This is a genomic window from Sphingomonas sp. OTU376 (assembly GCF_038440415.1).
GTDB lineage: Bacteria > Pseudomonadota > Alphaproteobacteria > Sphingomonadales > Sphingomonadaceae > Sphingomonas > Sphingomonas kyeonggiensis_A.
In genome coordinates, this window is the sequence record NZ_JASATQ010000040.1 from 39,101 (window position 1) to 48,604 (window position 9,504).

Genomic DNA, 9,504 nt, shown 5'->3' on the forward strand with positions numbered 1-9,504 from the left:
TATGACTTCGACCAACGATATCCGCCGTTCGTTCCTCGACTATTTCGAGGGCCAGGGACATGCCCGCGTTCCCAGCGCTCCGCTGGTGCCGCACAACGACCCGACCCTGATGTTCGTGAACGCGGGCATGGTGCCGTTCAAGAACGTGTTCACCGGCCTGGAGAATCGCCCTTACTCGACCGCGACCAGCTCGCAGAAGTGCGTCCGCGCCGGCGGCAAGCATAACGACCTGGACAATGTCGGCTATACCGCGCGCCACCACACCTTCTTCGAGATGCTCGGCAACTTCTCGTTCGGCGACTATTTCAAGGAGCAGGCGATCACGCATGCGTGGACGCTGCTGACCAAGGAATGGGGCATCCCGGCGTCGAAGCTGACCGCCACCGTCTATCACACCGACGACCAGGCGTTCGAGCTGTGGAAGAAGATCGCGGGGCTCCCCGAGGAGCGGATCATCCGCATCCCGACCAAGGACAATTTCTGGGCGATGGGCTCGGACGGTCCGTGCGGGCCGTGCTCGGAGATCTTCTACGACCATGGCGACCATATCTGGGGCGGCCCGCCGGGATCGCCGGAAGAGGATGGCGACCGCTTCGTCGAGATCTGGAACCTCGTCTTCATGCAGTTCCTGCAGGAGAATGACGAGATCATCGGCGACCTGCCGCGTCCCTCGATCGATACCGGCATGGGCCTGGAGCGCGTCGCGGCGGTGCTGCAGGGCGTCCATGACAATTACGATACCGACACGTTCAAGGCGCTGATCGCCGCCTCGGGCGCGCTGACCGGCGCCTCGACCACCGGCGAGAACCAGGCGAGCCACCGCGTGATCGCCGATCACCTGCGCTCGGCCGGTTTCCTCGTCGCCGACGGCGTGCTGCCGGCCAATGAAGGCCGCGGCTATGTGCTCCGCCGCATCATGCGCCGCGCGATGCGCCACGCGCACCTGCTCGGCGCCAAGGATCCGCTGATGCACCGCATGGTGCCGTCGCTGGTCGCCGAGATGGGCGCCGCGTTCCCCGAGCTGGTCCGCGCGCAGCCGCTGATCGAAGCGACGCTGCTGCAGGAAGAGACGCGCTTCCGCCAGACGCTGGCCAATGGCCTGCGGCTGCTCGACGAGGCGACTGTCGGCATGGCGGCGGGCGACACGCTGCCCGGCGAGACCGCGTTCAAGCTCTACGACACGTTCGGCTTCCCCTATGACCTGACCGAGGACGCCCTGCGCGCGCAGGAGATCAACGTCGATCGCGCCGGCTTCGACACCGCGATGGCCGCGCAGAAGGCTGCCGCGCGCGCCGCCTGGAAGGGCTCGGGCGAGAAGGCTTCGGAAGAGCTGTGGTACGACCTGGCCGACGAGCTGGGCGGCACCGAGTTCACCGGCTATGCCGGCACCCAGGGCGAAGGCCAGGTGGTGGCGATCGTCAAGGACGGCGCCAAGGTCGACAAGGCAGTTGCCGGCGACAGCGTGACGATCCTGACCAACCAGACCCCCTTCTACGCCGAGAGCGGCGGCCAGATGGGCGATGTCGGCGTGATCTCGAACGACAAGCTGAGCGCGGCGGTGAACGACACCTCCAAGCCGCTTGGGCGGCTTCACGCGCATCATGCCAAGATCGAGACCGGCGAAGTCGCGGTCGGCGACGCGGTGCAGCTCACCGTCGATGCCGATCATCGTGATCGGGTTCGCGCCAACCACTCGGCGACGCACCTGCTGCACGCGGCGCTGCGCAAGCGGCTGGGCGGGCATGTGACGCAGAAGGGCAGCCTGGTGGCGCCCGATCGCCTGCGCTTCGACTTCTCGCACCCCTCGGCGCTGTCGGCCGAGGAGATCGCGGACATCGAAGCCGATGTGAACGCGCAGATCCGCCACAACGGCGCGGTCGAGACCCGGCTGATGACTCCGGACGACGCGATCGCCGCCGGCGCGATGGCGCTGTTCGGCGAGAAGTACGGCGACGAAGTTCGCGTGCTGTCGATGGGGCTGGGCGAGGATGCGTCCTATTCGGTCGAGCTGTGCGGCGGCACGCACGTGAACGCCACCGGCGACATCGCGATCTTCAAGATCGTCTCGGAAAGCGCCGTGTCGAGCGGCGTGCGCCGGATCGAGGCGCTGACCGGCGAAGGCGCGCGGCTGTGGCTCAACGGCCGCGACGCGCAACTGCGCGAGGCGGCGGCGGCGCTCAAGACGTCGGCGGATGAAGTTGTGGGCCGTGTGGCTGCGCTGGTCGAGGAGCGCCGCAAGCTCGAGCGCGAGCTGGCCGAGGCCAAGAAGGCACTGGCGCTGGGCGGCGGCGGTACCGCGCAGGCGGCTGGGCCGGAGCAGGTCGCGGGCATCAACTTCATCGGCCAGGTGATCGATGGGCTCGAGCCCAAGGAACTGCGCGGCGCGGTCGATGAGGCCAAGCAGCGGGTTGGTTCGGGCGTGGTGGCGCTGGTTGCCGTGAATGACGGCCGGGCCTCGGTCGCGGTCGGCGTGACTGCCGGTGTGGCGGCGAGCGCGGTGGACCTGGTCAAGGTCGCCGTGGCGGTGCTGGGCGGGCAGGGCGGCGGCGGCCGTCCCGACATGGCCCAGGGCGGCGGCCCGGATGGCGACAAGGGCGCCGAGGCGCTCGAGGCGGTGAAGGCTGCGCTGGCCGAGGCGCTGGCGGGGGTTTGAGCTTCCCAGTTCCTCCTCCAGCTTGCTGGGGGAGCGGCTATTTGAGCGGTGCTTCCAAACCCGCTGATCGCGCTTCTGGCGCAACCCCTCCACCATCGCTGCGCGGTGGTCCCCCTCCCGGAACGGGGAGGAGTTTTAGAGATCACATCCCCGGCGCCCAGCCGTCCTCCGGCGAGACCCAGAGCGCGCGCTGGGTCATGTCGCTGCGGACCAGGCCGTCGATCGTCACGTCCGAGATGATGCCTTCGCCGTCCGCCTTGTCGCGGTAGCAGCGCTTCCTGCCGGCGAGCGGCTGGAGCGCGAGCATCAGGCGTTGGCGGACCGAAGTCTCGACCGCGGTCGCGAGCGGGGCGCCGTCCTTGGTGAGCTTGCCCGAGCTGAAGTCGATCGGGCGGACGGTGGAGCAGGCGGCGCCGTCCTCGATCTGGCCCGACATATGATATTCGAGCAGGATCGTCGGTTCGGTGGAGACTACGCCGGTGACGGTCGCGTCGAAGGTCCCGTTCTCATGGACGGTGTAGCGGACCATGGTGGTGCAGGTGCGCTGCCGGGTATCCGGGCTGACGCAGCGGATCTTGCCGGTCCGGGCCGGGTCGAGCAGATCGGGGGCAGGCGCCGGCTGCGGCGCCGCGGTGGCGAGGAGGAGCAGAGTGGCGATCATCGTCAGTTCCCCAGCTTGTAGCCGTCCTTGTCGCTCACCCAGACGAACTTCTGGCTGAGATCGGGGCGCACCGCGCCATCGACGCTGAGCTCGTTGAGGAGCAGGCCGTTCTCGGCCGGCTTGATCGTGGTGCAGGTGTTCTTGCCGTCGAGCGGCGCGACTGCGGCGGTGAGCTGGCTCTTCACGGCGTTGGCGGTGGCGTCCTCGGCAGGCTTGCCGTTCATGTAGACGGTGCCGGCCTGGAAATCGGCCAGCTTGATCGTCTCGCAGAGCTGGCCGTCGCTGACCGTGCCCCGGGTGCGGATCTCCATGGTGATCAGCGGCGTGGGCGCGAGGAACAGCCGCGTGGTCGCCTCATAGCTGTTTCCGCTGATCTTGTAGCTCGTCGTGCCGACGCAGGTCTTCTTCGCCTGATCCGGCACGACGCACTGCGTCTTGCCCGCCCGGGCGGGAGCGACCGGATCGTCGGCCTGCCCTCCGGCGGCAGCGGCGGCGAGGAGAAGCAGGCTGGTCAACATCATCGAAACTCCCGAACAGGATGTAGCCCATGAGATGCGCCGGGGCCGCGCGGCGGGCAAGCGGAGTCTGTCCGGAAATGCGCATTTCGAGACGGTGCCCGCCGATCAGGCCGGCGCGTCGGCGTCCTCGTCGGCACCGTTCCGGTCGAGCTTCACGCGGCGGAAGCGCGGTTCGCGGTCGAGCCCGGCGACGTCCTTGATCTTCTTGCGCATCTCGTCGCGCTTCTCATGGATCGAGGCGATCACCGGGCCGACGGCCATGCCGAGATCGACCAGCACCACTTCGGAGAGCTGGAGCGAGCTTTCGAGCGCCTCGGGCACCGCTTCGCTGGCGCCGGCGCGGTAGAGCTCGGCGGCGTGCGCGGTGTCGCGGGCGCGGGCGATGATTGGCAGGCCCGGCACCCAGCCGCGCACCCGGCGGGTGAGGCGGACGGTGAGGACGGGATCGTCCATTGTCAGCACCAGCGCCTTGGCATGGCCGAGGTTGAGCTTGTCGACCAGCTCCGAGCGGGTGACGTCGCCGAACAGGACGTTGTAGCCGCCGCGGCGGGCGGCGTTGACGTTGTCGATGTCGGCGTCGACGCCGATATAGGGCAGGCCGTGGCGGCGCAGCATGTCCGCCACCGTGCGGCCGACGCGGCCGAAGCCGATAACCACCGTGCCGGCCTGGACATGGGCGAGGTCGGCGTCGGGGCCTTCCTCGGTCTTGGTGCGCTCGATCAGCTGGGCGATCATCCGCCCGGCCTTGGCGAGCAGCGGGGTGGCGGTGAGGCCGATCGCGGTGACGGTGGTCCAGAAGGCGCCGGTGCTCGGGCTGATCAGCCCTGCCGCGCCGGCGACGCCGAGCACGATCAGCGTGGTCTCGGACGGGCTGGCCATCAGCACGCCGGCCTCGGTCGCGGTGCCGGTGCGCGCGCCGGAGAGCTTGAGCAGGCCGGTGGTGACCGCGGCCTTGACCAGCATCACGACCAGCGAGGCGCCGAGCAGGGGCGCCCAGTTGTGGACGATGAAGCTGAGGTCGAGCCGCATGCCGACGGTGATCAGGAACACACCGAGGGCGAGACCCTTGAACGGTGCGGTGATCGCCTCGACTTCGCCGTGATATTCGGTCTCGGCGATGAGCAGGCCGGCGATCAGCGCGCCGACGATCGGCGAGAGGCCGGCCGCGCTGGTCGCGAGGCTGGCGGCGATGACGACGAGGAGGCTGGCGGCGAGGAAGAGCTCGGGGCTCTTGGTGCGCGCGGCCTGGGCGAACATGCGGGGCAGGAGGATGCGGCCGCCGACGAACAGGATCGCGACGGTGACGATGCCGAATCCGAGCGTCTGGCCGAGCTTGATCCAGCCGTCCTCGCCGCCGGCCGCCGGGGCCAGCGCGCCGAGCAGGAAGATGATCGGGACGAGCGCGAGGTCCTCGAAGAGCAGCATGGCGAAGGCCGAGCGGCCGACCGCGCTGGTGGTGCCGGCGATCGGCAGCACGATCGCGGTGGAGGAGAGCGCGAGCGCCAGGCCGAGGCCGATCGCCCCGCCCGTGCTGAGGCCGGTGAGGTAGAGCACGGCGGCGAGGATCAGGCCGGCGCCGAGCAGCTCCGCCGCGCCGACGCCGAACACCAGGGTGCGCATCGACCAGAGGCGCTTGAACGACAGCTCGAGGCCGATCGAGAACAGCAGCAGGATGATACCGAACTCGGCGAACGGCTCGATTGAATGCGCGTCCGAGATGGTGATGTGGTAGAGCCAGGGGTAGCGGGGCACGAGGCTGCCGAGGCCGAACGGGCCGACCAGCGCGCCGACCAGGATGAAGCCGATCACCGGGCTTATCCGGAAGCGCGCGAAGGCGGGGATCACCAGCCCGGCGGCACCGAGGATGACGAGCGCGTCGGAAAGGCCGCTATTGCCGAGGTTCACGCGCGAAACCTTGCGATGCGTGCCATTGCGAAGTTCAAGCCCTGTCCCCCTTTTCGAAACCGATATGTGCCCGGAACTCTTTTCCGGTCCCGCGCCGCCATGCGCAATGGGCAATGTCACCCGCGCATAAACTATTGCTGCGTCGCGGAACTGTCGTGTTTCCGCAACGCCATCGTCATCGCCGTCCCCGATGGGCGCGGCGGGGGCATGCTGCAACTGCGAAGCCCCCGCTGCGCGCGCCGCCTGGCGCCTGCCAAGGATTGGGGATCGACAAAATGCATACGGTACGCACGCTGGGAATGCTCGGCATTTCGCTGCTTTCCTTCACCATCGCCAACGCGGCGCACGCGCAGAGCGCGGTGAGCGAGGGAAGTGACGGGGAAGAGATCGTCGTCACCGGCCAGCGCGCCAGCCAGAAGCGCGCGATCGAGGCCAAGCGCGACGCGATCGGCATCCTCGACGTCGCCGCCGCCGACGAGATGGGCCGCCTGCCGGACCGCAACGTCTCCGAAGTCGTCGAGCACCTTCCGGCGGTGGGCGTCACCTATGACCAGGGCGAGGGCCGCTATGTCGCCATTCGCGGCGTGCCGTCGAACCTGAACGGCTACACGCTGAACGGCATGGAGATCGGCAACCCCGACGGCACCACCCGTTCGCTGCCACTCGACATCGTCTCGGGCCAGCTGCTCAACCGGGTCGAGGTCGCCAAGGTCAAGACCGCCGACATGGACGGGCAGGGCATCGGCGGCGCGATCAACCTGGTCTCGCAGACCGCGTTCGACTTCAAGGAGGCCTTCGCCTTCTCGGCCAGCGCCAAGGCCGGCTATCAGGAGCTGAACAAGAAGGTGCCGGTGCAGGGCGACGCCAGCCTCGCGGCGCGCTTCGGCGCCGACGAGCAGTTCGGCCTAGTGCTGGGCGTCAGCTATTCCTATCGCGACTTCAACAGCGAAGGCTTCTACCCGGACAACTGGAAGCCCGATGCGCGGTTCGCGCGCGGCGGCACGCCCGACAACATCAAGTACACCGAATATTCGCTGGCCCGCCGCCGCCTGGGTGGCACCGGATCGTTCGACTGGCATCCCAGCGATCGCCAGACCTTCTATGTCCGCGGCTTCTATTCGAAGTTCACCGAGGACGAGATCCGTCCGCGCTACCGTCTGGACTTCACGACCACGGCCTTCACCGTCAATCCCGACGGCCTGACCGGCTTCACCAACGGCGTGGCGAGCAGCGCCACCGGCACGCCCGGTTCGGGTCCGGAGCGCCGCGAGGACCTCCGCCTCGACTACAAGGCCAAGTGGCTGGCCAGCGGCATGGTCGGCGGCACGACCGATTTCGGCGGCTTCAAGCTGGCTTATGAGGGCGGCTACAGCCGCAATCAGACGCTCGACCAGTTCCCGATCTGGCAGTTCCGCTGCAACCCGGGCCGCGTCACCTTCGACTTCAGCGAGCCGCTGTACGTGGCAAAGCCCGATGCCGAGTGCGCCGCGAACCAGCTGCAGTTCCGCCAGTATCAATATTCGCACCAGCTCAACGACGAGACGATCTGGCAGGGCAAGGTCGACGGCACGATCGATGTGCGCGACATCGGCTTCATCAAGTTCGGCGCGAAGTACCGCAATACCGACCGCAAGTTCGACCAGGACACCCCGACCTGGGTGCGTGCTTCGGCAACGGCGAACCGCTGGACGCTGGGCCAGTACAGCCTGGGCGGTGCGGCGGTGTGCGTATATCCCGACAACACCGGCCGCTGCTTCAGCAACGGCCCGACCTTCAACATCCCGGCGCTGCAGGCGTTCACGGCCCAGCATCTGGGCGACGCGCTGATGCCGCTCGACGCAGCGACCACGCTCGCCAACAACAGCCTGTCCGACTTCCGCCTGAAGGAGAAGGTGTGGGCCGGCTATGTAATGGCCAATCTGACGTTCGGCGCGGTCACCGTGACGCCGGGCGTGCGCTACGAGCGCACCAGCCTGGACGATCGCGGCAATGCGCTGCGTGGCGGCACCGCGATCGTGCCGGTGACGGTCAGCAACAGCTATGACGACTTCCTGCCGTCGCTGATCGTCAAGATCGCGCCGTCGGACCAGGTGATCGTCCGCCTGGCCTATTCGCGCAGCCTTGGCCGGCCGGAATATTCGAGCCTCAACCCCGGCGGGTCGATCAGTGCGCTCGGCACCGACAACAGCGCCTCATTCGGCAATCCGGACCTGAAGCCCTATCGCGCAGACAATCTCGACGCGACGGCCGAGTGGTATTTCGCGCCGGGCGGCCTGTTCAGCGTCGGCGCCTTCGCCAAGTTCATCAAGAACCCGATCTTCAGCAAGGCCACGGTGCTGACCAACGCGACGATCCTGGGCGTGACCTATCCCACGATCAGCGTGAGCCAGCCGTTCAACGCCGATCGCGGCGACATCATCGGCATCGAGGCGCAGTACCAGCAGCAGTTCACCTTCCTGCCGGGCCTGTTGTCGGGCCTGGGCGTGCAGCTGACCGGCACGCTGACCGACTCCAATCTGAAGCTGCCCAACGGCCGCACCTCGACCTTTCCGAGCCAGTCGCGCTACCTCTACGGCGCCGAGCTGTTCTACCAGCGCGGGCCGGTGGAAGCGTCGATCGCCTATCACAATACCGGCCATGCGCTGCTCGCGGTCGGCGATCCCAGCTACAACGACCAGTATAATGACGATCTGCGCCGCCTGGATGCCAAGGCCAGCGTCGCGATCCTGAAGGGCGTGCGCATCTTCGCCGAGGCGCAGAACCTGACCGACGAGCCGACCCGCCAGTATCAGGGTGGCAACACCAACTGGATCATCCAGAACGAGCGCTATGGGCGGACGTTCTACATGGGCGTGTCGGCGAAGTTCTGATGCTGATCGCCTCGATCCTGCTCCTGGCCGCCGCACCCGGCGGCCAGGACGCATCGCCGCCGGCGCGCGAAGCCCCCATGCTCGCGCCGGCCGAAGTCACTGCGCGCTGGGATGCCGAGGAAGCCAAGCAGGGCGTCGTCGCCGATGCCCGGCATTTCTACGCGATCAGCAACAACCTGATCGGCAAGTACGACAAGAAGACGGGCAAGCGCATCGCCCGCTGGGAGGGCGACAAGCGGCTCTATCCGCATATGAACTCCTGCGTGATCGACGGTGCGATGCTGGTATGCGCGGCGTCCAACTATCCCGCCGTGCCGATGGCGAGCGCGGTGGAGTTCTTCGACACGCGCACGATGCGGCATGTGAGGAGCGTCGCGCTGGCGCCATTCCCGGGCTCGCTCACCTGGATCGAGCGCAAGGGCGACACATGGTGGGCGATGTTCGCCAACTATCCGGCCGATCACGGCGGCGAGGGCGGGCGCGATCATCGCTGGACGGTGCTGATGGAGCTGGATGCGCAATTCCAGCCGCTCCGCTCCTGGCACTTCCCGCCGGAACTGCTCGCGCGGTTCGCGCCGATGAGCAGCTCGGGCGGTTCCTGGGGCAAGGACGGGCTGCTCTATGTGACCGGGCATGACCGGCCCGAGCTTTATGCGGTGAAGCTGCCCGAGGCGGGCACGCTGCTGGAATGGGTGGCGACGGTGCCGATCCCGACCAATGGCCAGGCGGTGACCTGGGACCCGGTGCAGCCGCGCACGCTCTGGTCGATCGAGCGCAAGGCCCGGCAGGTGGTGGCGAGCCGGGTGCCGGTGGTGCGCTGAGCTTTCCGTTCCCCGGGGCAAGCCCGGGGCCCGGGGTACCGCGCGGGGCGGGAGAGGAAACCCGGGGCCCCCGCGG

Annotated in this window: 6 protein-coding genes; 3 read left to right on the top strand and 3 right to left on the bottom strand. The window is 68.0% G+C overall.

The window, feature by feature from the left end; translation table 11 throughout:
* Position 1: 1 nt before the first annotated feature.
* Positions 2 to 2,653, top strand: a complete 2,652-nt coding sequence (gene alaS, locus AAHM44_RS16180) for an alanine--tRNA ligase (protein WP_342250628.1) — start codon at positions 2 to 4, stop codon at positions 2,651 to 2,653.
* A gap of 142 nt (positions 2,654 to 2,795) precedes the next feature.
* On the opposite strand, the gene AAHM44_RS16185 is transcribed toward alaS, so the two are convergent.
* The 3 genes from AAHM44_RS16185 to AAHM44_RS16195 form a co-directional block, all read right to left on the bottom strand.
* On the bottom strand, positions 2,796 to 3,314 hold the full coding sequence (locus AAHM44_RS16185; protein ID WP_269575450.1) for a hypothetical protein: 519 nt from the start codon (positions 3,312 to 3,314) through the stop codon (positions 2,796 to 2,798).
* A 2-nt stretch (positions 3,315 to 3,316) separates the two neighbouring features.
* Positions 3,317 to 3,832 (bottom strand): hypothetical protein, encoded by a 516-nt coding sequence (locus AAHM44_RS16190; RefSeq protein WP_342250629.1) that lies wholly within the window; start codon positions 3,830 to 3,832, stop codon positions 3,317 to 3,319.
* Between the two features lie 105 nt (positions 3,833 to 3,937).
* Complete coding sequence (locus AAHM44_RS16195) at positions 3,938 to 5,737, bottom strand: cation:proton antiporter domain-containing protein (protein WP_342250630.1); 1,800 nt, start codon at positions 5,735 to 5,737, stop codon at positions 3,938 to 3,940.
* A gap of 275 nt (positions 5,738 to 6,012) precedes the next feature.
* Between AAHM44_RS16195 and AAHM44_RS16200 the strand changes: the two genes are divergently transcribed.
* On the top strand, positions 6,013 to 8,607 hold the full coding sequence (locus AAHM44_RS16200) for a TonB-dependent receptor (protein ID WP_342250631.1): 2,595 nt from the start codon (positions 6,013 to 6,015) through the stop codon (positions 8,605 to 8,607).
* Entirely contained in the window at positions 8,607 to 9,428 is an 822-nt protein-coding gene (locus AAHM44_RS16205) for a hypothetical protein (RefSeq protein ID WP_342250632.1), read from the top strand. The genes AAHM44_RS16200 and AAHM44_RS16205 overlap by 1 nt, the downstream gene beginning before the upstream one ends.
* Positions 9,429 to 9,504: the final 76 nt, after the last annotated feature.

Bases quoted from the DNA above. Each gene is read 5' to 3' on its own strand.
- AAHM44_RS16185 (WP_269575450.1), bottom strand. From the start codon at position 3,314: ATGATCGCCACTCTGCTCCTCCTCGCCACCGCGGCGCCGCAGCCGGCG.
- alaS (WP_342250628.1), top strand. From the start codon at position 2: ATGACTTCGACCAACGATATCCGCCGTTCGTTCCTCGACTATTTCGAG.
- AAHM44_RS16205 (WP_342250632.1), top strand. From the start codon at position 8,607: ATGCTGATCGCCTCGATCCTGCTCCTGGCCGCCGCACCCGGCGGCCAG.
- AAHM44_RS16190 (WP_342250629.1), bottom strand. From the start codon at position 3,832: ATGTTGACCAGCCTGCTTCTCCTCGCCGCCGCTGCCGCCGGAGGGCAG.
- AAHM44_RS16200 (WP_342250631.1), top strand. From the start codon at position 6,013: ATGCATACGGTACGCACGCTGGGAATGCTCGGCATTTCGCTGCTTTCC.